The sequence below is a fragment of the Pseudomonas sp. BYT-1 genome (assembly GCF_023611805.1).
Lineage (GTDB): Bacteria > Pseudomonadota > Gammaproteobacteria > Pseudomonadales > Pseudomonadaceae > Aquipseudomonas > Aquipseudomonas guariconensis.
The window spans coordinates 2,788,748-2,815,324 of sequence record NZ_CP072559.1; the positions used below are offsets into that span (position 1 = coordinate 2,788,748).

26 protein-coding genes and 8 pseudogenes are annotated in these 26,577 nt (G+C 61.0%); 13 read left to right on the forward strand and 21 right to left on the reverse strand.

Annotated features, from left to right (window positions below):
* Positions 1-5 precede the first annotated feature (5 nt).
* From J5X93_RS28555 to J5X93_RS12805, 6 genes and pseudogenes are all read right to left on the reverse strand, one after another.
* A pseudogene (locus J5X93_RS28555) lies at positions 6-311 on the reverse strand (PAS domain-containing protein); the annotation flags it as partial.
* Positions 312-371: 60 nt separating this feature from the next.
* Positions 372-752, reverse strand: a pseudogene (locus J5X93_RS28560) (Tn3 family transposase); the annotation flags it as partial.
* Between the two features lie 85 nt (positions 753-837).
* Positions 838-957 carry a porin gene (locus tag J5X93_RS12790; RefSeq protein WP_206605129.1) on the reverse strand — a complete coding sequence of 40 codons (120 nt, stop codon included), beginning with the start codon at positions 955-957 and terminating at the stop codon, positions 838-840.
* 45 nt (positions 958-1,002) lie between these two features.
* Complete coding sequence (locus tag J5X93_RS12795; RefSeq protein WP_037063316.1) at positions 1,003-3,324, reverse strand: Orn/Lys/Arg family decarboxylase; 2,322 nt, start codon at positions 3,322-3,324, stop codon at positions 1,003-1,005.
* A 30-nt stretch (positions 3,325-3,354) separates the two neighbouring features.
* The gene (potE, locus tag J5X93_RS12800) at positions 3,355-4,689 is read right to left on the reverse strand and encodes a putrescine-ornithine antiporter (RefSeq protein ID WP_250033543.1); all 1,335 of its coding nucleotides are present in this window, start codon (positions 4,687-4,689) and stop codon (positions 3,355-3,357) included.
* Positions 4,686-6,854 (reverse strand): ornithine decarboxylase, encoded by a 2,169-nt coding sequence (locus tag J5X93_RS12805; RefSeq protein WP_026083691.1) that lies wholly within the window; start codon positions 6,852-6,854, stop codon positions 4,686-4,688. The genes potE and J5X93_RS12805 overlap by 4 nt, the downstream gene beginning before the upstream one ends.
* 195 nt (positions 6,855-7,049) lie before the next feature.
* Here J5X93_RS12805 and J5X93_RS12810 point away from each other — a divergent pair.
* Positions 7,050-7,256: pseudogene (locus tag J5X93_RS12810) on the forward strand (Tn3 family transposase); the annotation flags it as partial.
* Positions 7,257-7,291: 35 nt separating this feature from the next.
* Here J5X93_RS12810 and J5X93_RS12815 read toward each other — a convergent pair.
* Positions 7,292-7,729 (reverse strand): annotated as a pseudogene (locus J5X93_RS12815) (DNA-binding protein); the annotation flags it as partial.
* 179 nt (positions 7,730-7,908) lie between these two features.
* Here J5X93_RS12815 and J5X93_RS12820 point away from each other — a divergent pair.
* Complete coding sequence (locus J5X93_RS12820) at positions 7,909-8,886, forward strand: site-specific integrase (protein WP_250033546.1); 978 nt, start codon at positions 7,909-7,911, stop codon at positions 8,884-8,886.
* Positions 8,887-8,914: 28 nt separating this feature from the next.
* Here J5X93_RS12820 and J5X93_RS12825 read toward each other — a convergent pair whose 3' ends face one another.
* The 4 genes from J5X93_RS12825 to J5X93_RS12840 all read right to left on the reverse strand — a co-directional run bounded on the left by J5X93_RS12825 (position 8,915) and on the right by J5X93_RS12840 (position 11,324).
* Entirely contained in the window at positions 8,915-9,484 is a 570-nt protein-coding gene (locus J5X93_RS12825) for a DUF4946 domain-containing protein (RefSeq protein ID WP_250033550.1), read from the reverse strand.
* Positions 9,471-9,989: a retropepsin-like aspartic peptidase RloA3 gene (rloA3, locus tag J5X93_RS12830; RefSeq protein ID WP_045665860.1), complete on the reverse strand. Its 519-nt coding sequence runs from the start codon at positions 9,987-9,989 to the stop codon at positions 9,471-9,473. The genes J5X93_RS12825 and rloA3 overlap by 14 nt, the downstream gene beginning before the upstream one ends.
* Before the next feature lie 93 nt (positions 9,990-10,082).
* On the reverse strand, positions 10,083-10,343 hold the full coding sequence (locus tag J5X93_RS12835; RefSeq protein ID WP_250033552.1) for a hypothetical protein: 261 nt from the start codon (positions 10,341-10,343) through the stop codon (positions 10,083-10,085).
* Between the two features lie 87 nt (positions 10,344-10,430).
* Positions 10,431-11,324 carry a cation efflux transmembrane domain-containing protein gene (locus J5X93_RS12840; RefSeq protein WP_349666372.1) on the reverse strand — a complete coding sequence of 298 codons (894 nt, stop codon included), beginning with the start codon at positions 11,322-11,324 and terminating at the stop codon, positions 10,431-10,433.
* Positions 11,325-11,425: 101 nt separating this feature from the next.
* Between J5X93_RS12840 and J5X93_RS12845 the strand changes: the two are divergent.
* The 7 genes and pseudogenes from J5X93_RS12845 to J5X93_RS12875 all read left to right on the forward strand — a co-directional run.
* A pseudogene (locus tag J5X93_RS12845) lies at positions 11,426-11,605 on the forward strand (MerR family transcriptional regulator); the annotation flags it as partial.
* Positions 11,606-11,712: 107 nt separating this feature from the next.
* On the forward strand, positions 11,713-12,090 hold the full coding sequence (locus J5X93_RS12850) for a type II toxin-antitoxin system RelE/ParE family toxin (RefSeq protein ID WP_003151133.1): 378 nt from the start codon (positions 11,713-11,715) through the stop codon (positions 12,088-12,090).
* The gene (locus J5X93_RS12855; RefSeq protein ID WP_001172026.1) at positions 12,071-12,406 is read left to right on the forward strand and encodes a helix-turn-helix domain-containing protein; all 336 of its coding nucleotides are present in this window, start codon (positions 12,071-12,073) and stop codon (positions 12,404-12,406) included. Before J5X93_RS12850 ends, J5X93_RS12855 begins: the two co-directional genes overlap by 20 nt.
* A gap of 14 nt (positions 12,407-12,420) precedes the next feature.
* Complete coding sequence (locus tag J5X93_RS12860; RefSeq protein WP_000741275.1) at positions 12,421-12,756, forward strand: hypothetical protein; 336 nt, start codon at positions 12,421-12,423, stop codon at positions 12,754-12,756.
* Between the two features lie 23 nt (positions 12,757-12,779).
* A complete protein-coding gene (locus tag J5X93_RS12865) occupies positions 12,780-13,106 on the forward strand; it encodes a hypothetical protein (RefSeq protein ID WP_000091614.1) in 327 nt (108 codons plus the stop codon).
* A gap of 102 nt (positions 13,107-13,208) precedes the next feature.
* A complete protein-coding gene (locus tag J5X93_RS12870; protein WP_425312399.1) occupies positions 13,209-13,463 on the forward strand; it encodes a hypothetical protein in 255 nt (84 codons plus the stop codon).
* A 39-nt stretch (positions 13,464-13,502) separates the two neighbouring features.
* Positions 13,503-14,771 (forward strand): annotated as a pseudogene (locus J5X93_RS12875) (Tn3 family transposase); the annotation flags it as partial.
* On the opposite strand, the gene J5X93_RS12880 reads toward J5X93_RS12875, so the two are convergent.
* Positions 14,768-15,208, reverse strand: coding sequence for a DUF1924 domain-containing protein (locus J5X93_RS12880; protein ID WP_250035703.1), 441 nt, complete (start codon positions 15,206-15,208; stop codon positions 14,768-14,770). The pseudogene J5X93_RS12875 and the gene J5X93_RS12880 sit on opposite strands and share 4 nt — an antisense overlap.
* A 140-nt stretch (positions 15,209-15,348) precedes the next feature.
* Here J5X93_RS12880 and J5X93_RS12885 point away from each other — a divergent pair, with 140 nt between their 5' ends.
* The gene (locus J5X93_RS12885; protein ID WP_250035718.1) at positions 15,349-16,944 is read left to right on the forward strand and encodes a 2Fe-2S iron-sulfur cluster-binding protein; all 1,596 of its coding nucleotides are present in this window, start codon (positions 15,349-15,351) and stop codon (positions 16,942-16,944) included.
* Positions 16,945-17,107: 163 nt separating this feature from the next.
* On the opposite strand, the gene J5X93_RS12890 is transcribed toward J5X93_RS12885, so the two are convergent.
* The 9 genes and pseudogenes from J5X93_RS12890 to phnC all read right to left on the reverse strand — a co-directional run bounded on the left by J5X93_RS12890 (position 17,108) and on the right by phnC (position 23,855).
* Positions 17,108-18,229: a rhodanese-like domain-containing protein gene (locus J5X93_RS12890; protein WP_232881381.1), complete on the reverse strand. Its 1,122-nt coding sequence runs from the start codon at positions 18,227-18,229 to the stop codon at positions 17,108-17,110.
* Positions 18,132-18,491, reverse strand: coding sequence for an MBL fold metallo-hydrolase (locus tag J5X93_RS12895; protein WP_230357762.1), 360 nt, complete (start codon positions 18,489-18,491; stop codon positions 18,132-18,134). Before J5X93_RS12895 ends, J5X93_RS12890 begins: the two co-directional genes overlap by 98 nt.
* 73 nt (positions 18,492-18,564) lie before the next feature.
* Positions 18,565-19,032, reverse strand: a pseudogene (locus tag J5X93_RS12900) (methyltransferase domain-containing protein); the annotation flags it as partial.
* A gap of 1 nt (position 19,033) precedes the next feature.
* Positions 19,034-19,342: pseudogene (locus tag J5X93_RS12905) on the reverse strand (IS5/IS1182 family transposase); the annotation flags it as partial.
* Positions 19,343-19,449: 107 nt separating this feature from the next.
* Positions 19,450-20,319, reverse strand: coding sequence for a LysR family transcriptional regulator (locus J5X93_RS12910; protein ID WP_010466239.1), 870 nt, complete (start codon positions 20,317-20,319; stop codon positions 19,450-19,452).
* A complete protein-coding gene (ptxD, locus tag J5X93_RS12915) occupies positions 20,313-21,323 on the reverse strand; it encodes a phosphonate dehydrogenase PtxD (protein ID WP_094867759.1) in 1,011 nt (336 codons plus the stop codon). The genes J5X93_RS12910 and ptxD overlap by 7 nt, the downstream gene beginning before the upstream one ends.
* An 8-nt stretch (positions 21,324-21,331) precedes the next feature.
* Entirely contained in the window at positions 21,332-22,159 is an 828-nt protein-coding gene (gene phnE, locus J5X93_RS12920; protein WP_003118430.1) for a phosphonate ABC transporter, permease protein PhnE, read from the reverse strand.
* 8 nt (positions 22,160-22,167) lie between these two features.
* Positions 22,168-23,031: a phosphate/phosphite/phosphonate ABC transporter substrate-binding protein gene (gene phnD / locus J5X93_RS12925; protein ID WP_070087027.1), complete on the reverse strand. Its 864-nt coding sequence runs from the start codon at positions 23,029-23,031 to the stop codon at positions 22,168-22,170.
* Entirely contained in the window at positions 23,028-23,855 is an 828-nt protein-coding gene (gene phnC, locus J5X93_RS12930) for a phosphonate ABC transporter ATP-binding protein (protein WP_250035730.1), read from the reverse strand. The genes phnD and phnC overlap by 4 nt, the downstream gene beginning before the upstream one ends.
* Positions 23,856-24,282: 427 nt before the next feature.
* Between phnC and J5X93_RS12935 the strand changes: the two genes are divergently transcribed.
* The 3 genes from J5X93_RS12935 to J5X93_RS12945 all read left to right on the forward strand — a co-directional run bounded on the left by J5X93_RS12935 (position 24,283) and on the right by J5X93_RS12945 (position 26,557).
* Complete coding sequence (locus J5X93_RS12935) at positions 24,283-24,519, forward strand: hypothetical protein (RefSeq protein ID WP_070087029.1); 237 nt, start codon at positions 24,283-24,285, stop codon at positions 24,517-24,519.
* A 58-nt stretch (positions 24,520-24,577) separates the two neighbouring features.
* Complete coding sequence (locus J5X93_RS12940) at positions 24,578-24,889, forward strand: LexA family protein (RefSeq protein WP_250035744.1); 312 nt, start codon at positions 24,578-24,580, stop codon at positions 24,887-24,889.
* A gap of 339 nt (positions 24,890-25,228) precedes the next feature.
* Positions 25,229-26,557: a ferredoxin reductase family protein gene (locus J5X93_RS12945; protein ID WP_034054938.1), complete on the forward strand. Its 1,329-nt coding sequence runs from the start codon at positions 25,229-25,231 to the stop codon at positions 26,555-26,557.
* The last annotated feature ends 20 nt before the right edge of the window (positions 26,558-26,577 follow it).

The following is a 26,577-nucleotide window of genomic DNA, read 5'->3' on the forward strand; positions in this document are numbered from 1 at the left end:
TTCTGCGAGCTGACGTCGGTGGCAAATTTTAACACTTTCACAACCTGGCCGGCTTCATCAACGACGGGGTTGTAGGTGGCCTCAAGATAGATGGTCTTTCCCGATGCGGTCTTGCGCTCAAATTGCCCGCTGAAAAAAGCTCCTCCCTTTAAACTCTGCCAAAAATTTGGATTTTCTTGATAAAAATTATCGAAACAGAACATTCGGTGGTGTCGACCCTTGATATCGCTGAGGCGATAACCCATAGCACGGAGAAAATTCTCATTTGCATGCAGAATGTCACCGCTAGGTGTGAACTCGATCTCCGCCATCGAGCGGGAGATGGCTGCATGGACGGCTCTTAGTGAGAGTAACTCGTTTTCTCTCTGAGTGACATCTGAGCCAATCTTAATGATCTCAATAACTTTTCCATCTTGATTTTGAACTGGAATATAAGTAGCCTCAATCAATACTAAGTTACCGTCTTTGCGCAGCCGCCTAAATAAACCTGATTTAGGATGGCCGTCAGCCAATTTCTGCCAGAAGCGCGAATAATCAGCTGTGCTAGCATAATTCTTTTCGCAGAAAATTCTGTGGTGCTGCCCTGCGATCCGCAGGTCGGATTCGTGGTACAGCAAGCCGTCGAGCACATAGGTGGAGTCGCGGACGCCGACATTCACCACGCGGGTGCTGAACGGCGCGTACTGGTCGGAGATATGGGTGTAGAACAGCCGTCCCGGCTCGCTGCCGTACCTCGGGTTGACGTGCCCGGTGCGCCGCGTCAGTACGCCCTGGGCGTTGCCTACGACTTTGAGGTGATTAAGCTGGCGGCTGTTTACGCCGACCGGATGGCTGTGATCATACCCCCCCACCATCGACCTTGTAGTAGCTGATGCCGGTGTCGATCAGCCCGTACAGGGTGATCGTGGGTTCGGCCTGCGCCACGCCGGCGCCCGCCGCCAGGGCAGCGGCAAACATTATTTTTCTCATTACGCGTTCTCGCGGGAACAAGGACAGGAAGGCTTAGCGGGAAGTCGGCTCCAGGCTGGGCTGCGAACCTGCGACGCAAGAGACCATGTACGCACCGTCCTCCTTGCGCACGCCGTGGATGTCATGCTCGAAACCGGGAAAGCGCAGGTCGTAGTCCTGCAAGGCCTTCAGGTAGGTCAGCAGGGGGCCATCGAGTGGGCCGACGTTCTCGCCGGGCATCATCAGGGGGATGCCCGGCGGGTAAGGCACTACGCCGGTGGCGACCACGCGGCCGGCCATTGCATCCAGTCCGACCTCTTCAATGTCACCGCGCACCAGGTGCTCATACGCCTGCACCGGGCTGAGCGCGGGCTCGGGCAGTGTGGAGAACGCTTGAGACATGCTGTGCGTCGTACGCAGCTCGGCCATGGCGCCGAACATGCTGTCGCAGAGCGTGCGCAAGCCCATGTCCTGATAGCGGCCCGAATAGTCGTACACTAGGTCCGGCAGTACCTGCTGCAGGGGCGCGTTGGCATCGTAGTCGCGCTTGAAATCCAGCAGCGCGTTGACCAGCGTGCCCCATTTGCCCTTGGTGACACCCATGGAGAACAGGAAGAGGATAGTGAAATCTGTGGTCTTCTCGGCGACGATGCCCTGCCGTGCGAGATAAGCAGTAACCACCGCAGCAGGAATGCCGACCGGCAATAGGCCGTTCTGCCCCATGCCGGGTGTGATGACGGACACCTTGATTGGATCCAGCATGCAGTAGCCGTCTTCGATCGCACCGAAGCCGTGCCACGCGGCGTTAGACCTCAATACCCAGCAAGACGCGTCCGTGGCTAGTTGCTCCGCATCGGCAGCATGGAATGGGCGCGTAACACCACCATTCACTTCGGTCACCAGGTCGGGCTGCCACACGTCGAAGAACCAGTCGCCCTTGGCGGCGAACTCTGCACTAATGCGAGCCAGCAATTGCCGGAATGCAATCGCCTCGCGGATGGAGTCGCCGGTAAGCGCCGCTCCACCCGGGCCGTCCATCATCGCCGCGCTGACGTCGTTAGACGCTATGATGGCGTAGTTCGGCGACGTCGAGGCGTGCATCATGAACGCCTCGTTGAAGCGCGAGTGTTCGATGGGCCTGCGGCCGTCGCGCACGTGGATCATGGACGCCTGAGACAGGGCCGCCAGCAGCTTGTGGGTGGACTGAGTGGCGAATACCGATGGCCTGTCGCCGACGTACTGTGCGGGGTCGCCGTGCATGGCGTAGCGTTCACGGTACAGCGGATTGAAGCGGGCGTAGCCGTACCACGCCTCGTCGAAATGCAGCCGGTCGACGCTGCCGCCCAATAGTTCCTCCACCCGTGACACGTTGTAGCAAAGCCCGTCATAGGTGGAGTTGGTGATGATCGCGTGGACCGGAGCCGGATCGATGCCCTCTACCACCAGCGCATTGTCGGCCACGCTGCGACGGATGGCGGCGGGCGTTAGCCGCTCGGGCGGGATGGGGCCGATCAGCCCGAAGTGGTTGCGCAACGGTACAAGGTAAGTAGGAATGGCGCCTGACAGCGTCATGGCGTGCTCTACCGACTTGTGACAATTGCGGTCGCACAGTGCGATCTGACCGCGCGTCACGCTGGCCATGAGGATGACCCGGTTGGACGTGGACGAGCCGTTGGTCACATAATACGTGCGATGCGCGCCGAACACGCGCGCGGCATAGGCCTCTCCGGCGCCGATCGGACCGGAATGGTCCAGCAGCGACCCCATCGAGCCCACGGAAATGGACAGGTCGGAGCGGAACAGGTTCTCTCCGAAGAAATCGAAGAACGCACGGCCTGGTCCCGACTTCAGGAAAGCCGTGCCGCCGGTGTGGCCTGGCGTGTGCCAGGAATATTCGTAGACCTGCGAGAAGCGCGCCAGCGCGCCGAACATGGGCGGCAGCACGGCTTCGCGATAGCGCTGCATGGCGGCGACGATGCGTCCACCGATGAAGACCGTGGTGTCTTCCAGCAGCCAGATGAAATCGTCCGCCTTCTGCATGGCCTGCACCGGCACTTGCGAGGCACTGCTACGGTCGGCCAGCAGAAAGATGGGAACCGTGGCGTTTCGCTCGCGCACGGCATCTAGCACTCCCATGGCTTGGCCATGGTCTTCGTCGCCATCCAGGTCCCAGTTCAGCAGCAGGCACTGGATCATGGGATCGGACTGGATGACGGCCCGGGCATCGTCGCCCGAGCGCGCCACCAGCACTTCGACGGCGCGCTGCTCCAGTTCCAGTGCGATGCCGCGCACGGCGCGGCCGGCCGCGGTGGCGTTGTCATAGTCTTCATGCACCAGCAGGCCCTTCATGCCCAGCCGCCGGGAAAGAGTTGACATTTTGTACTCCTTGCTGCGTTGAGGCCGCTGTCAGACCGCCTTCTGGTCCTGGTTGCGTACCAGATCGAACTTGTGGGAAACCGTGCCATAGAGCAGCCAGCCGAAGAAGGTCACCAACGCGCCCCAGAACATGGCCTCCTGGCCCGAGCTGTACAACGCATAGAAGCTGTACGCATTGCCGACGAAGGCCATGGACAGCGACAGGGAGTACTCGCGCGACCCCGCGCCGTAGGCTTTCATCATGACCGCCAGCGCAGACATGCTCAGGATGTACGGCACCAGGTTAGTCACCACCGCCAGGTTGACCAGCAAGTTGAACTGCTCGGACAGCGAAGGACTCATGGTCATAATGGCAAGCCCCGTCTGCACCAACGTCAAGATGATCATGCCGACCACCGGCGTCCCTTTGGCCGTGGCTTTGCCGAATAGGCGCACGAAGTAGCCGACATCTGACGACGACTTGAATACCTGCGCCACCGTGAACTGCCAGCCCAGCAACGATCCCAAGCAGGCGATGATCATCAGCGCGATCACTACCTGGCCAGCGGCCGGCGACATTATTCTCGAGAAGGCCAGACCGAAGGGTGCGCTGGATTTGATCAGTTCCGCGTTGGGAATGATGCCGGCGACGACATTGGTCGATGCGATGTAGATGAGCGCCACCCCGATGGTGGCCACCAGCACGGCGATGGGCACGGTGCGCTCGGGGTTTTCCACCGCGTCGGCGTTGGCGCAGGCCGACTCCAGACCCAGAAACGACCACAGCGTGATTGAGATGGAGGCCGACACGGCGTCTAGCGTACCCATGTTGCGAGGGTTCCAGGCGTCGAGGTAAATCTGCGGATCAAACCAGAACCAGCCGATCAGCGAGATGCCGACCACGGGCAGGATGATGCCCCATACCGTGACCGCACCGATTTGGCCGGTGATGCGCGCGCCACCGAAGTTGGGCACGGTGGTCAGCCACAGCACCGCGATGCTAGCCAGTGACACCGCTACGGGCGACAGCGTCCAGCCGAAGAAGGCCTGCATGTAGCCCACCGCCGTCAGTGCGATGGCAACATTGGCGATCAGCAACGATACGCCGTAGGTGTAGTTGGCCAGAAAGTTGCCCGCCGTGCCGAAGGCGTACTCGGCGTAGCCGCCCATGCCGCCAGCCTTGCGGTTGAAGCGGCCGCATTTGGCGAAGGCGTAGGCCAGCGCCAGCGACCCCAGCGCGGTCACGATCCAGGAAGTAATGGACAGTGTGCCCACCTCGGCGAGCTTGGTGGGCAGCAGGATGATGCCCGAGCCCATCATGTTGACCACGGTCAGCAGCGTTAGCTGCATGACCCCCATCTTGTGGACAGTGGCGGCAGTGCTCATGCGGAGGCTTCCTTCACGACGTAGCCATAGGCGCGGCGCGAACCGTCCGCTTCCCGGTTGAGATAGACGCCCTGTATCTCGGGTTCGAAGCCCGGCAGCGCGTTGATGCCTGATTCCAACGCCCGGAAGTAGTCCAGCGCCGGGCCTTGCCAGCGTTCGCCGGGCACCACGCATAGGATGCCGGGCGGATACGGCAGCGCCCCTTCCGCGGCGATGCGTCCGTCGATAGCGCTCAGCGGAACCAGCTCGACCTCGTTGCGCACCAGCGCATCGTTGGCCTCGACGGGCAGCATGGCCTTGCTGGGGAACTCCGCCTTGCGGAACATGCGCGTCTGCAACTGCTTCATGTCGTGGCCGCGGTAGAAATCGTGCATGCGCTGGCACAGTTGGCGCATGCCCATGTGGCCGTAGACCTCCGGGTAGGCGGCGCACAGCGAGGGCAGCACCTCGCGCAGCGACGCGTCGTTGTCCACGTGGCGCTCGAACTGCGCGATGTGGGCAATCAGGTGCTGCAGCTTGCCCGCGGACTCGGACGGCGTAAGCAGGAAGAGGATGGAATACAGGTCCGCCTTTTCGGGAATGATCGCGTTCTCGCGCAGGTAGCGCGCCAGGATCGAAGCGGGTACGCCAAAGCTGGAATAGGCGTGGGTGTCGCGGTCGATGCCGGGCGTGGTCAGCAGCAGCTTGCACGGATCGACGAAATACTGGTTGTCGGCATATCCCTCGAAGCCGTGCCAGTCTGCGGCCGGGTGGAAGCGGAAGAAGCGCAGATCGTCGACGATGACCTCGGTGTCGTGATCCGCCCAGGGCTTGTCGTCGATCATCCGGGGGATGAACGGCCGTATCTGCCGGCACGTCTTGAGCAGCAGCTTGCGGGCTTCCACGCCCATCTTCACGCAATCGCGCCACAACCGGCGGCCGGCCTGGCCGTCGTGCATCTGGGCATTCACGTCCAGCGCCGCGAACATGGGATAGAACGGGCTGGTCGAGGCATGCATCATGTAGGCGTTGTTGAAGCGCCGGTGGTCGCAGAAGCGCTGCTGCCCTTCCAGGTGCCTGTCTTTCTTATGGATCTGCGAGGTCTGCGAGAAACCCGCCTGCTGCTTGTGTACCGACTGCGTGACGATGATGCCGGGGTCGTCCGGCCCCAGTTCGAGCAGCAGCGGCGAGCAGTCCTGCATCATCGGGATGAATTGCTCGTAGCCTACCCAGGCCGAGTCGAACAGGATGTAGTCGCACAGATGGCCGATGCGGTCGACCACCTGGCGGGCGTTGTAGATGGTGCCGTCGTAGGTGCCAAGCTGGATCACCGCCAGGCGGAACGGACGCGGCAGGTCGGCGCGCTCGGGCGCGACCTCGCGCACCTGTGCGCGGATGCTCTGCTCGTCGAAGGCGCTGGCGTCTATACCGCCAATGAAGCCCCAGGCATTGCGCGCCGTCTCCAGGTACACCGGCCGCGCGCCGGACAGCACCAGCGCGCCCATGTGCACGGACTTGTGGTTGTTGCGGTCGAACAGCACTAGGTCACCGCGCGCAAGCAGCGCGCTGGTGACGACCTTGTTGGACGTCGATGTACCGTTTAGTACGAAATAGGTCTTGTCGGCGTTGTAGATTCTTGCCGCGTTGCGCTGGGCCTCCAGCGCGGCACCTTCATGGATGAGCAGGTCGCCCAGCTTGACGTCCGCGTTGCACAGGTCGGACCGGAACAGGGTTTCGCCGTAGAAATCGAAGAACACCCGGCCCAACGGATGGTTGGCGAAGAACTGGCCGCCCTGGTGACCCGGGCAGTCGAATTCGACGTAGCCGCGCTGCACGTAGTCTTTCAGCGCCTTGAAGAACGGCGGCAGCAGATTCTCCGTGTACCGCTTGGCCGCATCGGATATCTGACGGCCGAAATAATGCCGTCCGCCGTGGCCCAGTTGGATCACGCCGGCTACCCGCAGCAGCAGGTTCTCGGGAAGGGACTCGCCAGGTTGGACTGCGGCGAACAGCGGGACGGAAAAACCGGTCTGCTCGATTCGGCTTGCCACCTGGGCCAGCGAGCCCAAGGGGGCAACCGCGGCAGCGATGTCCGTAAAGTCGGTAGAAAAAACATCGACTTGCCCATATTCAGTCAGAAACAGGCCGTCAAGCGCTGGATCAACCGCGACTTTAAACAAAGACATCAGATATCCGCCTTTTTCTGCTAACAATCAGGATGCATGGTGGAATTGCTCGAGCAAAGCTCCCTCGCAGGAACAATCCGCGAACATGGCTTACTTGAAGATGCAAATATAATATAACGACATTAACGTAGAGAAATTGACGGATGTCAATTTATTAGGGATCTGACCAAGATCCGGTCAAATTGCTAGGTGACGGCCATCGTGCTGTGGAACACGGTGTACCTGGAGCGTGCCACCCAGGGGCTGGTCGAAGCCGGCAAACCGGTGGACGGTGAGCTGCTGCAATACCTGTCGCCGTTGGGCTGGGAGCACATCAACCTGACCGGCGATTACGTCTGGCGGCTGAGCCGCAGGCTGGAAGACGGGAAGTTTCGGCCCCTACGGATGCCCGGAAAACCTTAGCGTACGATTTTTTCCTAATTCTGCGGGCACCCCTTTTCGATCTCGCTCTGTTGGCGTTGCTGTTGCTCCTGCTGTAACGCTTGCTGAACAGCCCGTAGCTGTTCCGTGAGCCCGCTGCTCTGACTTTCCAACAGCTGGATTCGGCCTTCGGCTTGCCGAGCCTGGTTCTGGAAATCGAGCCGTTCGCGTGCCAGTTGTTCGCGCTCCTGGGCCACGGTGGCCTGCGCGTCCTCCTCTAACTGATCTGCCAGTTGGCCGACCAGATTGGCCAGCTGTTCGCTGAGCGGGATTGAGCCCGCATTCCGGCCGCGCTCGGCGTCTTCGAGTTCTTTCAGGTAGCGGTGAATGGTGGTTTTCGAGCCGGTATTACCCAGCTCGACCCGTACCGCATCGATGCTGGGGTTCTCGCCCCGCGCCAGGATGGCCTGTCGTGCCTTCTGAACCAGCGCCTTGTTGATGCCGCCGCGGGCCATGGCCTGCTCCTACAATTTCATAGTGGATTACATACTATGTATTTACATACTATATTTGATTGATGTAAAGCGCGTTTCAACTGGATTAATCAGATAAAATAATGGAGTGTTATCGAATGGGAAAGCTGAAAACGGCGGTCAAACAGCTGCTTTTCAGTACGGTGGGCGGAGGTCATGTGATGAGTGAGGTAGATCGCTATCTGCAGGCGGGCACGCGGGAGAACACCCGGCGCAGTTACCAGTCGGCTGTCGAACACTTCGAAGTGACCTGGGGCGGGTTTCTGCCGGCGACCAGCGACAGCATCGTGCGCTATCTGGTGGATCACGCTGACAAGCTGTCGATCAACACCCTCAAGCAACGCATGGCGGCGCTCGCTCAATGGCACAGCAGCCAGGGTTTCCCCGATCCGACCAAAACACCGACCGTCAAGCAGGTGCTCAAAGGCATCCGAACCCTGCATCCCGCTCAAGAAAAACAGGCGGTGCCGCTGCAGCTTCACCACCTCGAACAGGTCATCGCCTGGCTGGATGCAGAAGCTGCACGGGCGACCGTGCAAGCCAATCTCGGTGGACTGCTGCGCTGCCGTCGGGATGCCGCCTTGCTGCTGATCGGTTTCTGGCGCGGCTTTCGCAGTGACGAGTTGTGCCGTCTGCAGGTCGAGCAGATCCAGGCAGAGGCTGGCTCCGGCATAGCGTTGTACCTGCCGCACAGCAAGGGGGATCGCCAGCACCTCGGGACTACCTATCAAACGCCAGCGTTGAAACGCCTCTGTCCGGTACAGGCCTACCTGAACTGGATCAGCGTGGCCGGTATTGCACGCGGACCGGTGTTTCGCCGGATCGATCGCTGGGGGCATCTGGGTGAGGATAGCTTCAACCCCAACAGCATCATTGCGCTCCTGCGGCAGGTCCTGCAGCGCGCGGGTGTGCCGGCCGAGTTGTACACCAGCCATTCCCTGCGCCGTGGCTTCGCCACCTGGGCCACGGCGAATGGTTGGGACATCAAGTCGTTGATGAGCTATGTCGGCTGGAAGGACATCAAGTCGGCGATGCGCTACATCGACCCCTCGGTTTCATTTGGCGGTTTGGCTGCAAAGCCCGTCATCCCTTTAAACCTGGATGCAGGCTCTTTGACTCAGCTGCCAAGTTCTCTCTAAGGAGTGGCGACACAGGCACAGCCGTCAATCAGAGTAACTTGCGCACCTGGAGGAACTCTTGCAAATGCTCAGAGAACGCTACGGGAACTGCAGCGTATTCCAGTGAGTAGGCTACTTGCCCTCCTGCGGCAGTGACCAATGCGTGTTTAAGTACCGCCTCACCTCGTGCAGTCATGGTGCACATAACTTGAAGACCACGCAGGTCGCCAAGTGCTGTTTCAGTCGGCTTGGTGCAGTTCGCCAGGAGCCCGAGCTGGGCATAGTGGAACTGCAACGCTTTGCGCATAGTCGCGATAACGTTCTCGATGCTCACGGCATGCTCTTTTGGCACGGCTAGACGTGTGACCTCCATTGCCGCTAGTTGGTTGCCATCCTTGTCCTGTAATACAGCTCTCTGGCGCGAGCCGGTAGGCTGTCCCTGTGCATCCAGCAGAGCGGGCTGGCGCGAGCTACTCCAGCCTTCTGGCCACTCCACATTGAGGTCAGTTGCATAGGTCTGGAAGGCGATCAATAAACTTATGACTACCGAAACCAATGGCAGAGCAAATCTAACTAAAGTCATGACAAGAGGTTGCGTCTCAGGGTCATGATTTGCCACATCGCGGCTCCATGGTGAATGTCTGGGAGGCATCAACCGCACCGATACGCGCCAGTGTGCGGCGGCCGATAAGGACTGGATAATTCATCTTGCCTCGATCCTTGAGCGAAAACTCCTCACTATAAATACGTGACCCGATGCACATTTGCATGACTACAACTGGCCTTTTCTCAGCGCCGCCCGCACCACGCACCTTCACATTGCGAATGACCCTGCGCTCAAATGATGAATTGGCCATCTTGCCGGTCTCACTGTCTTTGACTTCCACGTTGAAGCGGACCCATTTCTCGCCGTCCTTTTCAAACCTTTCCAGGTCCTTCGCATCCATCGATGAGGTCAAGGCCCCCGTATCCAATTTGATTTTTACGGAGATGTTTTCCGGCTGAATCAGTCCTTCCTCCACCCAGCCAAATACTTTGGGGGGTGTGTTCGTCGCAGCGAAGCAGGGTGCCATCGCCAAAGCGATAAAAACGGCAGACAACCATCTGGTAGTTCGATGCTGCATAGTGGAAACCTCATTTATGGCGCGTTGGATTCGTTTAGGCCAGGTATCACCCGTGGCCCATTCGCCGCTTTCTCATCTTTCAAGGAAGAATTTCTAAGCGTCTTCGTAGCTGCGGCTGCTCGCCCATTCCAAGTCATACTGCACTTCGAGGTAAAAGGCCTCATAGAGTCGCCAGGCCTTCTGGCTGGCTTGCTCCAAGGCCTTCTCCACCCCGACTTCTGTGAGGATTTTACTGACATCAGGCTGGGCTGGGAGCTGTTCACGAAGCGACGCGAGCTTCACATAGACGGCATAAGCAGCATCGCGACTCTGGGCGGCATGCCCTTCGGCGATTTTGCCGTCCAATCCAGCCATCAACTGTTCTATCTCAGTCGTCTCAACGTCAGTCACAAGCTACGCGTCTCTGTTTGGGAAAATGGGGGTAGCTGTCGATCCGGTTGGTCAGGCTTTCAATGCCAAGATTCGGCGTGCACCGTTCAGCACGATGAGGCCAACGACCGTACCAATTACCAAGTCAGGGTAGGGAGAACCTGTCCACGCGACCAGCGCGCCGGCTACGATAACACCAGTGTTCGCGAGCACATCGTTGGCTGAAAAAATCCAACTCGCTTTCATGTGTGCACCACCTTCGCGGTGGCCATAGATCATCAAGAGACAGCTGACGTTTGCGACGAGTGCTACTAAGCCAATCCCCATCATCAGCATCGACTCAGGCTCGCTGCCGTAGAGAAAGCGTCTAGCCACTTCCACCAGTACCCCCAGAGCCAAAACGATCTGGAAGAAACCCGCCAGGTGCGCAGCGCGAACCTGCAGCCGCGCAGCCCGACCGACCGCAAAGAGAGCCAGGCCATAGACGGCAGCATCAGCAAACATGTCCAGCGAGTCGGCGATTAGGCCCGTCGACTGGGCGATCAAGCCTGCGCCCATCTCGATGACAAACATCGCGGCATTGATACCGAGCAGGATTTTGAGCGTGCTGGCCTCCTTGGAAGCAGTCAGCTCTTCACTGGCGCTATTGGCCGAAGCTGCTTCCTGACTGGCCGGTTGAGTGCCCAGCAGCGTTGCCCCTAAACCAAGTGATTCCAGCTTGGTCGCGATCTGGTCAACCGGACCGTCATGGAAAGCGCGTACCTGTCTGCTGCTCAGATCAAAGGACAACGAATTGAGCTCAGGAAAGCCATTGAGCGCGAGCCGAATCATGCGCTCTTCTGAAGGGCAATCCATCTTCGGCACAGAAAAACTGCTGACCCAAGTCCCTTCATTCGAAGGCGCGGTTGCCGCTTCAGTGGTTGCCGGCTCAGGGCCACAGCCACAGGATTTATCACAAGAAGTCATGACTCGCCTCTCCTATAGGACTTGATTCTACCGATTAAAAACCATGTAGTGGCTATAGGGTCAAGCCTGGATATACTGGCTTTTTTACCAAGGGACAGACCATGCGCATCGGTCAACTTGCACAGCAGACAGGAGTGGACACTCAGACGATTCGTTTTTATGAACGTCAGGGACTGCTTCCACCGCCTAATCGCCAGGACAATGGCTACCGAACCTATAAAGCAGACCATGCGGACAAACTGCTGTTTATTCGCCGATGCCGCTCTTTTGGCATGTCACTGGAAGGGGCGAATAGAGAAAACGGAAAAAATCGTACGCTAATGTTTTACGACACCTCCTTGAGGTTGCCGCGTTTACATCATTACCTGAACAGGTATAAAATTCCGTCATGACAAACAAAGAAAAACCGCTCGAATGGATCGCGAGCAGCCACAAGGATTTGATGGCGTTGCCGTCCGACGTGCGTCGCCGTTTCGGTTACGCGCTCTCGTTGGCGCAGATAGGCGATCAGGATGACGCAGCAAAGGTGCTCAAGGGGTTCGGTGGTGCCGGCGTGCTGGAGGTCGTCGAAGACGATGCCGGCGGCACCTATCGAGCGGTATACACGGTCAAGTTTGCGGAAGCGGTGTTCGTCCTGCACTGCTTCCAGAAGAAGAGCAAGAGCGGAATCGCCACGCCAAAGGCCGACATGGACATCATCCGCGCTCGGCTGAAGGTGGCCGAGGTATTGGCACAGGAGCTACGAAATGCAAAAACGAATCATTGAAGGCGTCGAGGTTCAGCGCAGCTCGGGCAACGTCTTTGCCGACCTTGGACTGCCTGACGCTGAAAAGCTCAAGATCAAGACCGGCCTGGTGGTCGAGATCAGGAGGGCCATGCGCGCCCTTGGGCTGACTCAACAAGCGGCGGCCAAACGCATGGGCATCCCGCAACCGAAGGTGTCGGGCATGATGCGCGGCGACTTCACCAATCTATCCGAACGCAAGCTGATGGATTGTCTGAATCGCCTCGGCTACGACATCGAAATCAAGGTACGGCCAGCAGCCGAGCCGATCGGGCATCTAACGCTCGCAACCGCTTAATCGGAGCCCTCCTGATGGCAGCCCGCATCACCGACGACGAATGGGACGAACTGACTCCCGAGAATTTCGATACCACGGCACTGCTGCGTGCAGTCGATGCCGTGGACGTGCTGCGCGGCGATTTGAATGACAGCGCAGACGGCGCACCTCCGCAACTGCGCACCGACCTGTTGAAGCTGCATCAACTGGCAATGGCCGCGTTCAACGAGGGATCACGCAGCCGAGTGGCTGAGCTATTTGATCTCGCCGTGGATCTTCAGGATCAGGTTGATCATCTGATGACCTCGCTGGAACAAGTGCAAGAAACCCTGTCCCGGTTGACGGCGCTCTACCCAGAAAGCCTGTCCTGAATGTTCTTGGAGACAACCACATCATGAGCCGCAGCCGCCGCAAAACGCCCATCGTTGGGCACACGACCTGCCGTAGCGAGCGCGAGGACAAGAAACTCTGGCATCAGCGCTGGCGAACTCACGAGCGCACCGCGCTGGCCAGCGCGTCGCCGGAAGCTCTATGCGCCCATCTGCCTCTACTGGAAAACCAGGTCAGCAACGTCTGGTCGATGGGTAAGGATGGCCGCTCCTACTGGCCCATCAAGCGCCAGGCCGCCACGGCGGATCGCATTGCCAACCACAAGGGACGCAATCCGCAAGAGCGCGCCTCCCTGAAAAAGCGTCTGCTGCGCAAGTGGATGAGCAAATGAACCTGTCCACCGGCTATCGCTTGGGCGCGAATCGCTGAAGAAGCAGAACTCCCAGCCGGCTACGAGGGCACGGCGACGCCAGAGGCGCATCGGGCCTGCGAGGTGATCCAGGAGCGGATTCGAGAGCACGTCGTCGCCACCAATGACATGCGGCTGTTCGGCCTGCTGCACCTGCTTGGGCAGGCGTCGCTGCGCATGGAGCAAGCGCTGTGGCCGGAAGAATATGCGCGGATGACCCGCGAGGTCGAGGAAGCTCTCCGAGAGGCCGACGACCCCAACGCCAAGTCGTACACCCACGAAGAAGTCATGCGGGCGATGCAGGAACTCATCGACCAAGCGCGAGACAAGCCATGTTGATCGGCTGACGGAAATTTCTGGGTTTCCGGCTTACAACCCCAGTCGGCGATGTTGCTGCCGCACCTCAAGATCACCGAGTTGCTGATGGAGGTCGATGAATGGACGGGCTTCACGCGCCACTTCACACACCTGAAGACCGGCGACACGGCCAAGGACAAAACCTTGCTGATGACGACGATTCTGGCTGATGGTATCAATCTTGGGCTCACCAAGATGGCCGAGTCCTGCCCTGGCACCACCTACGCCAAGCTGTCTTGGCTGCAAGCCTGGCACGTTCGCGACGAAACCTATTCGACGGCGCTGGCCGAGCTGGTGAACGCACAGTATCGACAACCCTTCGCCGGAAACTGGGGCGACGGCACCACGTCATCGTCGGACGGCCAGAACTTCCGAACCGGCAGCAAGGCAGAGAGCACCGGGCATATCAATCCGAAGTATGGAAGTAGCCCTGGGCGGACGTTCTATACCCATATCTCCGATCAATACGCGCCCTTCAGCGCCAAGGTGGTCAACGTCGGCTTGCGCGACTCGACTTATGTGCTCGATGGCCTGCTGTACCACGAGTCTGACTTGCGTATCGAGGAACACTACACCGACACGGCGGGCTTCACCGATCATGTGTTCGGCCTGATGCACTTTCTGGGATTCCGGTTCGCGCCGCGCATCCGCGACCTGGGCGACACCAAGCTGTTCATTCCCAAGGGCGATACTGCCTACGATGCACTCAAGCCGATGATTAGCAGCGACAGGCTGAACATCAAGGCTATTCGCGCTCATTGGGATGAAATCCTACGGCTGGCCACTTCGATCAAGCAGGGCACGGTGACGGCCTCGCTGATGCTGCGCAAGCTCGGCAGCTATCCGCGCCAAAACGGCTTGGCCGTCGCCCTGCGCGAGCTGGGGCGCATCGAGCGCACGCTGTTCATTCTGGATTGGCTGCAAAGCGTGGAGCTGCGCCGCCGCGTCCATGCGGGGCTGAATAAGGGCGAGGCGCGCAACGCGCTGGCCAGGGCGGTCTTCTTCTACCGATTGGGTGAAATCCGCGACCGCAGTTTTGAGCAGCAGCGCTACCGGGCCAGCGGCCTCAATCTGGTGACGGCGGCCATCGTGTTGTGGAACACGGTCTATCTGGAGCGTGCCACCAGTGCTTTGCGTGCCCACGGCATGGCGCTGGACGACACGTTGCTGCAATATCTGTCCCCGCTGGGGTGGGAGCATATCAACCTGACCGGCGATTACCTATGGCGCAGCAGTGCCAAGGTCGGTGCGGGGAAGTTCAGGCCATTGCGACCGCTGCCACCGGCTTAGCGTGCTTTATTTTCCGTTTTCTGAGACGACCCCTTGATGCTGTCGATCCAGCTGATGAAGTCACCCTTTTCCTGCGCGGTGCATTCACGGGCGTAGACGTCGTCGCAGTTGCGGCGGAACCATTTCTCGACCTTCTTCAGGTCGGTGAAGCGCTCGGGGTTGGCTGCCGGCGCCAGCGGATCGACCTTGCGGTGCGCCGGCGTCTTGCCGGGCTGACGCGGGTCGGCGGTGTGGCAGGTGGTGCAGCTCATGGTCTTGCCGTTGCGCTGCTCCTCGGCGAAGTACAGTGCCTTGCCGCGCTCGGCGGAGAAGCTGGTGAAGTTCGGATTCTCCTGACGCGCCTGTGCGGCGTAGCCGGCCAGCAGCGGGTGTTCGGTTTTGGCCAGGGCCGGCAGGCTCAGGCAGCAGGACAGGAGGATGATCCAGCGGGCTTTCATGGTGCGCTCTCCGGTTGGGAATGAGCGCAGCCTAGGCGCGCTACCTTACGCCAAGCTGAAGCGCAGCGGTCGGTGCCGTTCAGTTTCGTTTCAGCTCGCAGGAATACAAAGGCGGCATCCATTCAAAGAGGATCGCCGTCGTGGCTGCTTTCAATCGTTTCCGTCTGTTCCACTGGCTGCTGGCCGGTTTCTTTCTTGGCGCCTACCTCAGCGGTGACGACGCCGAGACGCTGCATATCTGGTTGGGCTATGGCCTGGTGGCGCTGTTGATGTGGCGCCTGCTGATCGTGCCGCTGCGCCTGCGCGGCTTCCCGCAGTTGCTGCCGCCGAAGGGCCAGCGGAGCAAGCCCGGCCTGTCGAGCGTCGGCAAGTGGCTGACGGTCGGCGCGCTGGGCAGTTTCGCCATTGCCAGCGTGGTCGGCCTGGGTATGGTCGACAACGGTGATGTGCTGGCCGCCCTGCCGGGCGTGGGGCCGGATGTCTTCGGCGCCGCCAGCGACATCGAATTCGTCGGCTGGATGGGCGACGCCGAAGAGGTGCACGAGTTCTTCGCCAACCTGGGGCTGTGGCTGATCGGCCTGCATGTCGGCTATGTGCTGCTGTTCCGCCGCAAGTCGGTATGGCCGATGCTGCGCGGCGTGCCCAAGGCGGGGCCGGCTTCGACTGCACCTTCGGCTTCGACGTCGACACCGGCAACGACGTCGGTCGCGACCGCGTTCGCATCGGCGCCAGCGCCTGCCGCCGGGGAGTTCACCCGTCTGCGCATCGTCTCACGCCAGGCCGAAACCGCCGACAGCTGCTCGTTCACCCTGCAGGTGCCGGCCGCCCAGCGCGCACGCTTTGCCGCGCAGCCGGGGCAGTTCCTCACGCTGAAGGTGCCCGCTGCCGAGCCGGCGCTGCTGCGCTGCTACTCGCTGTCGCAGCGACCGCAGGCGGATGGCGCGCTGCGCATCACCATCAAGCGGGTGCCCGGCGGCCGCGCGTCGAACTGGCTGCTGGACAACCTGCAGGCCGGCGATTGCATCGAGGCGCTGCCGCCGGCCGGCGTGTTCGTGCCGCGCAACCTGGATGACGATCTGCTGCTGCTCGGCGCCGGCAGCGGTATCACGCCGCTGATGGCGATCCTGCAGGCGGCGCTGGTCGAGGGCAGCGGGCAGGTACGGCTGTTCTATGCCAGCCGCGATGCCGCCTCGCTGATCTTTGCCGAGGAGCTGGCCGAGTGGTCTGCGCGTTACCCCGATCGCCTGCAGCTGCGCATCTGGCTCGATGCCGAGCAGGGTGTGCCGAGCGGCCCGGCGATTGCCACGAAGATCGCTGACTGGTCAGCCGCCGACGCCTTCATCTGCGGGCCGCAACCGTTCATGGATGCCGCGGGTGCCGCGCTGGGCGAGCGGGGTGTGGATGCGGCGCGTATCCATCTGGAACGCTTTGCCGCCGCAGCGCCGACGGCCGCACCGGGCGGGCGCCGCAGCCGCCTGCGGGTCGCGCTCGACGGTCGCCGTCACGAGCTGGACGTGCCGCGCGGCGAGGTGCTGCTGGAGGCCATGGAACAGGCTGGCCTGCAACCGCCGAGCGCGTGCCGCTCGGGTGTCTGCGCCGCCTGCAAGTGCCGGGTGGTGGAGGGCAGCGTGAGCATGCGCAGCAACCAGGTGCTGAGCGAAAGCGAGGTGCGTCAGGGCTGGGCGCTGGCCTGCCAAGCCGAACCGCGCAGCGCCGAACTGCAAGTCGAATACTGACGTGTGGGAAAGGCCGCTGGCCGTTATCCACCCTGCGCATCGGGTGATCGACGGGGCGTAGGGTGGATAACGGCGCAGCCTTATCCGGCAGTACCTGTGCCTCTGGCCGGTGGAAAAAGCGATTGGCCATTCTTCAGCTGATGCGGATCGTGCCGCGGCGAATTCAGCGCTGCGCCACCGGCAGGTCATGCTTGCGCCAGGCGGCCCAGGAACCGGGCACGTTGGCGACCCGGTTGAAGCCGTGGCGCTTGAGCAGGCTCGCGGCAATCGAGGCGCGATAGCCGCTGCCGCAATAGACCGCGACGATGCCGTCCCGGTCCAGCTGCTCGAGATGCTGCGGCAGGTGCGCGACGAAGGCATGCCGCGCGCCGGGCACGCGGCCCTGCGCAACCTCCTCGGGGGAGCGCACGTCGAGTACCTGGACCTCGGGGTCGCCGCGCCGGCGGTCGAGTTCGTGCACCGTCCACTGCATGACGCACGCCAGCGGCAGGCCGGCGTTCTGCCAGTCGGTCATGCCGTTGCGCAGGTAGCCGGCGACCTGGTCGAGGCCGATGCGATAGAGCTGCAGCGTCGCCTGGTGGACCTCCACACTGTCCTCGCCGATCAGGTAGATCGGTCGCTGGTCGTCGAGCATCCAGCCGGCCCAGCTGGCGAACTCGTCGCGCAGCGCGATGTTCAGCGCACCCGGCACATGGCCGCCGCCGAAGGCGAGGATCGAGCGCACATCCACCAGCTGCACGGCATCGTGATCGGCGGTGCGCTGGCGGAACTCCTCCGGCGCCAACGGCGGTGGCAGCGCCGGGCCATGCAGGCGTTCGAGCGGGCGCGCGTTGAGCTGCTTGAGCCGCGCATAGTGGCGCGGCGGCTCGGGCATGCCGTCGAGCAGCCAGTCGACAAACTCCTGCTCGGTGCGGCGCTGGTTCAGCGCCGGGTTGAACAGCAATTCGTTGCCGAGGGTGGAGTGGCGACGGTCACCGATGGATTTGCCGCAGGCCGAGCCGGCGCCGTGGCAGGGGTAGATCTCGATGCGTTCGCCGAGCGGCAGGTAGCGGGTGAACAGCGTGGCGTAGAGCTGCGCTGCCAGCTGCTTGGTGCTGTCCTCGCCGAGCAGGTCGGGGCGGCCGACGTCGAGGTTGAACAGCGTATCGCCGGTGAACAGCGCGAAGGGCGCTTCGCCCTGCTGGCTGTCACGTAGCAGCAGCGAGATGTGCTCGGGGGTGTGGCCTGGCGAGTGCAGCACTTCCAGGCTGACCTGACCCAGTTCCAGCACCTCGCCGTCGTCCACCTGACGCAGCCCGAAGGCGTAGTCCGCCGATGATCTCGGCGCCGCAGCGTTCGGCCAGCGCCTGGGCGCCGGAAACGAAGTCGGCGTGGATGTGCGTCTCGATGGCATAGGCGATGCGCAGGCCCTTGTCGCGCGCCAGGTCGAGGTAGACCTCGACGTCGCGCCGCGGATCGATCACCGCGGCGACGGCGGCCTTGCTGTCGCCCACCAGATAGGAAATCTGCGCCAGACCTTCGGTGTAGATCGACTCGAATACCAGCATGCGTGTGCCTCCGTAATCCGTGAGGGTTACGGATGTGAGCGCCGGTTGGCCGCCGGCGTTCAATCGCAGCGGGTCACTTGCGGACCAGCAGCACCCCGGATTCCATGTGGTGGGTGTAGGGGAACTGGTCGAACAGCGCGCAGCGTTCGATGCGGTGGGTGTCGGCCAGCTGGGCGATGTTCTGCGCCAGGGTTTCCGGGTTGCAGGAGATGTAGAGGATGCGCTCGAAGCGACGGGTCAGTTCGCAGGTGTCCGGGTCCATGCCGGCGCGCGGTGGGTCGACGAAGACGCTGCCGAAATCGTAGCGCTTCAGGTCGATATCGGCGAGGCGGCGGAACGGCCGCACCTCGTTCAGCGCCTGGGTCAGCTCCTCGGCGGAGAGGCGCACCAGCTCGATGTTGTCGATGCCGTTGTCAGCGATATTGGCCAGCGCCGCGTTGACCGAGGTCTTGCTGATCTCGGTGGCCAGCACGCGACGCACGCGGGTGGCCAGCGGCAGAGTGAAGTTGCCGTTGCCGCAGTACAGCTCCAGCAGGTCGTCGAATGGTGGTTTCGTCGGGGATGCGCTCCAGGTTCAGCCCGGCAAACTGGCGCAGGATCGTGGTTTCGTACAGCGCTTCCTCCATCGCTGGATCGCTGTAGCCGAACCAGTTCTGCAGCAGATGCACACGCAGCATCGCCATCAACGGGTAGGCCGGACGGCCACCTTCACCCTTCGGATAATGTGGCTCGATCAAAGCAATCAAGCCCTTCCACGGCACCACCCGATCCATCTCGATCAGGAACAACTCCTTGCGGGTTTGCTTGCGCTTGCCAGCGTACTCGGCGTCGGCGAAGGTCATCTGCTTCATCGGGAAACTCGGTGGGTGGGGTCGCGGTATTTTGCCAAATCAGAAAGTCTTTTTCAGAGTTTCCCTAGGCTGACAAGCCAAGCGCTGGATCGCAACCATCCATCACCTTATCCAGCTAGATCTGCCTCCTCCAATAAGTGCCGCACAAATCCCGGCGGGTGCAGATTTCCGGGAGGTTTGCGCCAGATCAGTTGGAGACGCTTTTCAAGCCCCGGGATGGGAAGAGCTACCAGCGCGCCACTGCGAACTTCGTCTTGTACTGCGGAAGCCATCACCAACGACACGCCGAGTCCCGCCCTCACTGCTTGTTTGACTGCCTCGGTGCTGCCTAGCTGCATACCGCTGCGAGGCACGCCCAGTTCGCCAAAGTATTCGGTCAGAAGCCGTCCGGTACCGCTACCCGGTTCACCTCCCAGCATCGGCAGGTCCACCAGACGATCACGTTCTATGCACCCTGCTTCAGCCAGCGCATGGTCGGGGCTGACGATAAGCACCAGCGGCTCGACCCGCCAGAGGCGGTGTTCGAAGTCGGGGTGAGGTAGCCACCATTCCATGATCGCGGCGTCGAGCTGGCCCGCCAGTAGCTGGTCGGCCACATCCGGGTTGGCGGCGATGCGCAGATCCACCTCGCCCCTCTCATTTGCGGTCGTCAGATAGTTGCGCACGAATGGCTGGAGAAGGTAGGTGCCGATGTTGGAGCTGGCCCCGACGCGCTCACGATTGCCATGCAGGGCTTCTAGCGCCCGGGCGTGCATGTCGAGCAAGGCGGTCGCATGCGGCATGAAGGCCAGCGCCCGTGTGGTAGGCTGGCAGCCGCTACGACTGCGCTGCACCAGCGTTACGCCGACCTGCTCTTCAAGCTTCTGCAAGTGCTGCGACACCGTCGGCTGGGCCAGCCCCAACGCCCTCGCCGCGCTCTGAAAACTGCCTGTTTGAACGATCGCTACCAGGCTCTTCAGCCAGACCGGATTCAACATGCGGCAGGCTCGGCCTTGGGCAGACGGTTCGCAGCGTTGATTGGGCGCGCACCTGCCAATACCTGGATGATGTTCTGCGCTGCACAACGTTCAATCTCCAGGCGCACCGCGCGCACTGCCGACCCTATGTGCGGAGTGAACAGCGTATTCGGATGCGCGAGCAGCGCAGGATCGATCAGCCGCGGCCGGTCCGCGCGAGCCCAGTCTTCCATTTCGAATACATCCGCCGCATACCCGCCGAGCTGGCCTCGCTCAAGCGCCGCGAGCACGGCGGCTTCATCCACTACCGAACCACGACAGGGGTTTACAAGCAGAGCGCCCGGCCGTACGAGGGCAAGCAGCTCGGCGTTGACCAGATGCTGGGTATCGGCATTCAAGGGAAGCGCCAGCAGGATGAAGTCCGAGCTGGCGAAGAGTTCGCTGCACGCCACCTGGCGCAGGCCGAGCCGTTGCTCGGTTTGTGTATCCAGAGCCTTCGCCTCGTGGTACTGCAGGGTCGCGCCCCATCCCTGCAAGCGATCAGCCATGGCCAGTCCGATGGCGCCCATGCCAAGGATGCCGACCGTAGCGTTATCCAGCCCCGTGCCGTAGAACTGTGGTTGCCAGCCCTGGAACTCGCCAGAGCGGACGAACGCATCTGCTGCCCGCAGATGCCGCCCCAGCCCCACCGCCAGTCCGATCGCCAGCTCGGCAGTCGGGACGGTCAACAGATCAGGCACGAAGGTCAGCCAGACCCCGCGGGCAGTACAGGCGTCCACATCGAAATTGTCGAAGCCCTTGAGCGCGCAGCCGACTACACGCAGCTCAGGGCAGGCTTGAAGAAAGTCTGCATCGACCCGATCGGGCATGAACACCATCATCGCCTGAGCATCGCGGCAGCGGCGCAGAATTTCCTCGCGCGTCAGCGTGCTGTCGGTCTGGTTGGTCATCAGCTCGCAATGTGGCGCCAGCAGTTGCAGGATCTCATCGTGTACTCGGTGAGTTATAACGAGTTTCGGCAGCATGGTTTGTCCTATTTGAAATGTTTGCGCAGCACGCCACTGAAGGCGTCTACTAGCGTGACCATGGCCAGGATGACCAGCAGGATTGCTGCAACCTCCTGGTACTGCATGATGCGCAGCGAGCCCATGAGTTCGAAGCCGATACCGCCGGCGCCAACCATGCCCATCACGGTGGAGGCGCGAAAGTTGTATTCCCAGCGGTAGATCGCCACGTCGGCGAACTGCGGCGTCACCTGTGGCAAAACCGCGTGCAGCAGCACTTGCATCGGCGTAGCCCCCGCCGCCCGAGCGGCTTCCACCGGCGCTTCGTCGACGTGCTCGATGGCCTCGGCGAAGAACTTGCCGACCATGCCGACCGAATGCAGACCCAGGGCAAGCACGCCCGGCAAGGCGCCGAACCCTACGGCTGCAACGAAGATGATGCCCATGATCAGCTCCGGCACCGACCGCAGGGCATTGAGCAGCACCCGGGCAACACCGAACACAAGGGGGTGCGGCGCCGTATTGCGCGCTGCAACGAAGGCCACCACCAGCGAGAACACCACTGCGATGGCCGTACCGGCGATGCTCATCGCCAAGGTGTCGATCAAGGGGCGAATCCAGCTTCGATAGCCCGAAAAGTCTGGCGGCATGGCCTCGCCTGCCAGGGTCGCGATGGAGGGCAGCCCGTTCAGCAGCGTGGTGGCATCGAGCAGCCCCACGTACCAGCAGGCCAACAGCACCACTCCGAATACAATCGCCACCTGCCCCAGCTGGCGCCACCAACCGAGGCCGAAGCCTCGAAGGATGTGCTCGCGTTGCTCTGCAGGCAGCGCCTGCACGTCGTAATGAGAAGACATATCGGTGCTCACATCGTGGCGAAGTCGAGGCCGAGCAGCGATCCCATGTTGCGGATCACATCGTAGTCGGCGTCGGTGATTGGCGCGAAGGCCTCGGCCTTGAAGTTGCGCAGCACTTCGGGATCGTCGATACCGACGAATACATCCCGCACCTTGGTTTTCAGCTCGGGGCTCAGGTTCGAGCGCATCGCCCAGGGGTACTGGGGGTATTCGCCGCTGTAACCAAGTACTTTCACCTTGCTCGGATCGATCAGGCCACGTTCGGCTGCGTGATTGAAAATTACCTCCGACAGCCCACCCGCATCGGCGTTGCCGTTCGCCACGTTGACGGCAACGGCGTCATGCGTGCCCACAAAATGTTGTTCGTAGTCCTGCCCACCCGTCAAATCGGCCGTCTCAAGAAGCACGGTTTTGGGAATCAAATGGCTGGACGTCGATGCCCGGTCACCATAGGCCATTCTCTTGCCCTTAAGGTCGGCATACTCATTCACGCCTGACGCCACATTGGCGATAATCACCGAGCGATAGGTCGGCTTGCCGTCGATGACCATGGCAGCGAAGGGCTCGATGTCGCTTTTGCTTTTGGCCATGACGTAGGACAGCGGACCGAAATACGCCAGGTCGATACGGCCAAAGCGCAGCGCCTCAATCATCGAGGAATAGTCGGTGGTTACGATCAGCTGCACCTTCTTGTCCAGATGCTCTTCCAGATAATCCTTCAGCGGCTGGTTACGCTTGATCAGCTCGGAGGCGTTTTCGTCCGGCAGCAGGGCAACCTTTAGCACATCCGGATCGGCATCGGCCGCTAGGGCGGACAAACTTGAAACAGCGGACAGCAAGCAAGTCAATAAGAGCGCGGATAAGCGTTTCATCGGGACATCTCCTGTGAAGGTTCGAGCATGACAGGTGGTTCAGCCGGAGCATTCGCTGGCTGAGTCGTAGAGCCGCCTGCATAGATGCGCTCAAGCTGCGCATCGGTGAGTTCCGAGGGCGCGGCATCGAAAACGATCTGAGAATCGGCCAGCCCGACGACGCGATCGGCGAAGCGGCGGGCATATTCGAGTTGATGCAGCGAAACGATGGCGGTGATGCCGTCTTCCTTGCAGATGTCGCGCAGCAATCCGAGAACACGGACCGAAGTGGCCGGGTCGAGACTGGCTACCGGCTCATCGGCCAGAATGATCGCCGGCTGTTGCGCTAGCGCACGCGCGATGCCTACCCGCTGCTGCTGGCCACCGGACAGTTTGTCCACCCGGCTTAGCGCCTTGTCTGCCAGACCGACCCGAGCGAGGCAACTGAGCGCAATCTCCTGATCGGCACGCGGCAGAGGAAACAGCGAGCGGAGCGTGTTGTGAAAGGCCAGCCGACCGGTCAGCACATTAGCCAGTGCGCTTTGACGTTCGATTAGCTGGTGGTGCTGAAAGATCATGGCGGTACGCCGACGATGCTGACGCAAGGCCGAGCCGCTGCCGAGTTCACCGAGTTCGCTGGTGACACTGCCGCCAGTGGGCGTGACGAGTCGATTGAGACTACGGAGCAAGGTCGACTTGCCTGCGCCCGAGAGACCAAGCAGCACGGTGAACTCACCACGCCGAAATGCAATCGAGGTATCGCGTAGGGCTGTCACGCCGCCTGGATAGACGACGCTCAACCGGTCGACCCGCAGCACGGCGTCCTGTATCGGATGGGGCGTCATTTGATCACCTTTCGCAATATTGCTGGCCGCACAATTGCGGTTCGCGATGCAGAGGGTAGAAATTCCTTGTTACCGCACTGCTTCTAAAGGATGACATTTCGATGAATACTTCGAATCTGCCGTAGCGGGGCGGCAAGCGAAGCCGTGGAAGAACGGGCGCAACGTAGCGTCTTTCTTCACGCGGGATACAGGAGGCTTTGATTGATACTGCTGCGGATTCGCTACAGTAACGTTGGGCCAGAACGTAATGCCATCCAAGCAAGAGAGCGCACACTAGGGAAACTCTGAAGAAGACTTCCAGATTTTGGCAAAATACCCGGATTCCACCCACCGAGTTTCCCGATGAAGCAGATGACCTTCGCCGACGCCGAGTACGCCGCGTCGGATTGGTTCTGCAGCTTCTAATCAAGCTTCGCCAGGACAAGCCATGGCGACGACATTGATCGAGGAGCTGGCCATTTGGGATGTAGAGATTGAGCAGCTGACCTCGGCCGGCGACATAGCATTCCGCTATGGCGCGCTCCGTGCGCATCTCGACACCCTCTATCGCCTTGATCTCATTGACGACGCGGAGCGCCGGGAAAGACAGGAGCTGGCCGACGCCGCTTATGCTTATGCAATCGATACGGCGCTGAGCCCTGGATCCGGAGACCGAATGCTCTAGAAATTTGAGTGCCGGGCGCGTTACTGTATATGCGTACAGTTACAGTGAAGTGCCGTTTATGCGTCTCCGAAGGTGTACCGACGTCGAAACAAACATTCTGGTAAGCGTCCTTTCCGGAACGGTCCAGGGAGGCTTCCCAAGCCCTGCTGCGGACTACTACGAACCACCGATATCGCTCGACGTGCTGCTGAACCTCCGAGCCCCTCATATCTGGTTGGCCGAGACCGAAGGCGACAGCATGTCCGGTATTGGCATCTACCACGGCACATTGCTCGTGATCGACCGGTCACTCGACGCAGAGGTGGGCGACATCGTCGTCGTTTATGTGAACAAGGGGTTTGGGGAGCAATGGAACCGAAAACCAACATAAGCACGAATTAAAGTTCGCTTTACTCGTCATCTGTTGTGGATTAGCGAACTTTGATTGGCGAAACGAGTTTATCGCACCACTTTTCGGGTGGTCACGGCCTTTCCTAGTGCTCGCTGAAACGGTTTCATAAAACTGCGAAAACGCAGTGACCTGCACATCGAGTTGCATTCGCACTGAACACCCAATTGCAACGCCACTGAACAGCAGTTGCATTCAGTCTGAACAGCGATTGCACGATTTGCACACAGACCAAGGCCAGCCCTCGCTCAAATGAAAAAGCCGGTCACTGGTGACCGGCCTTAACGGACAATACCGGCAAGTAAGTCCGGAGATACCCTCATGAAGCCCATCAAAGTCGGTTATATAGCCCTACTGCTGATTCTCAGCGCGTTGTGGCTGCTGGCCGATCCGCTGCTGCCGCCCAACTATGGATTTTTCGACGTACGCCATGTGCTGGTGACCTACACCGGCATCATCGGCATCGGCGTGATGAGCGTGGGCATGCTGCTGGCGCTGCGCCCGGTGCGGATCGAGCCCTTTTTCGGCGGTCTGGACAAGACCTACCGGCTGCACAAGTGGCTAGGCATAACCGGCTTGGTGGTCTCGATCATCCACTGGTTGTGGGCCCAAGGCACCAAATGGGCGGTTGGCTGGGGCTTGCTGACCAAACCGCACAAGGGACCGCAGCCCGAGCAGACAGTAGAACTGTTCCGCTTTTTTCGCAGCCAGCGCGGCCTGGCCGAGAGTATCGGCGAATGGGCCTTCTATGCACTGGTCGTGCTGGTCGTCTTGGCTCTGCTCAAACGCTTCCCCTACCGGCATTTTTTCAAGACTCACCGGTTGCTGGCGCTGGTCTATCTGGCGCTGGTCGTGCATTCGGTGGTGCTGATGCCGTTCGATTTCTGGAGCGCACCCATCGGCCTGTTGATGCTGGCGCTCATGGCCGGCGGCACGATCGCCGCCTTTGTCTCGCTATTCCGCCGCGTGGGCTACAAGCGCCGCGCCGTGGGCGAAATCGAGGAAGTGCTGCACCACCGCGACAACCGCGTGCTGAAGTTTGCCATCAAGCTGAAAGACCGCTGGCCCGGCCACCAGGCTGGACAGTTCGCCTTCGTGACCCTCGATCCACACGAGGGCGCCCACCCGTACACCATCTCCTCGGCCTGGCATGACGATGGCCGCATGTTCTTCCTGGTCAAAGGCCTCGGCGACTACACCCAAACATTGCCTGACAAGGTGAAGGTCGGCGATCTGGTCAGCGTGGAGGGTCCCTATGGCCGCTTCGACTTCAGCTGCGGCAAATCGCGGCAGATCTGGGTAGCGGGTGGTATCGGCATCACCCCGTTCATTGCCCGCCTGCAGGCTCTGATCAAACAGCCGGATGGCAAGGCCATCGATCTGTTCTACAGCACCAACGAGCCTGACGAGGGTTTTATCGAGCGAGTTCGCCAGCTCGCCAAACGCGCCGGGGTTCGACTGCATGTGCTGGTCACGGCTCGCGACGGTCGACTGAACGGCGAACGCATCCGTCAGGAAGTGCCGGAATGGTCGGCGGCAAATATCTGGTTCTGCGGCCCGGCCGGCTTTGGCCAGGCGCTGAGCGAGGACTTCAATGCCCACGGCCTTAGCCCTGCCGACTTCCATCAGGAACTGTTCGATATGCGCTGAGTTTTGCAGCCCAGAGGCAG